Consider the following 497-nt stretch of genomic DNA (forward strand, 5'->3'; position numbering starts at 1 on the left):
TCAAAGATATCGATTTCATAGTTGCTGTGCACGTGCTGCAAGATGGCGGCGAGGCGCTCCAGACCCATGCCGGTGTCCACGCAGGGCGCGGGCAGCTTGACCAGGCTGCCGTCGGGCTGCATGTCGAACTGCATGAACACATGGTTCCAGATTTCGATGAAGCGGTCGCCGTCTTCACCCGGGCTGCCGGGCGGGCCGCCCGGGATGTGGGCGCCGTGGTCGTAAAAAATTTCCGAGCAGGGGCCGCAGGGGCCGGTGTCGGCCATCATCCAGAAGTTGTCGGAGGCGTATTTCTTGCCCTTGTTGTCGCCGATGCGGATCACGCGGTCTGCCGGCAGGCCAATCTCCTGGGTCCAGATGTCATAGGCTTCCTGGTCGTCAATGTAGACCGTGACCAGCAGTTTTTCAGGTGGCAGTCCGTAGACCTGGGTCAGCAGTTCCCAGCCCCACTTGAGCGAGTCGCGCTTGAAGTAGTCGCCAAAGCTCCAGTTGCCCAG

1 protein-coding gene is annotated in these 497 nt (G+C 61.2%); it reads right to left on the reverse strand.

Going from position 1 to position 497, the window contains the following annotated elements:
• The coding region (locus tag B3V69_RS10435) for an alanine--tRNA ligase-related protein (protein WP_296446296.1) at positions 1 to 497 on the reverse strand (497 nt) is incomplete at both ends.

The organism is Rhodoferax sp. UBA5149 (assembly GCF_002413825.1).
GTDB lineage: Bacteria > Pseudomonadota > Gammaproteobacteria > Burkholderiales > Burkholderiaceae_C > Rhodoferax.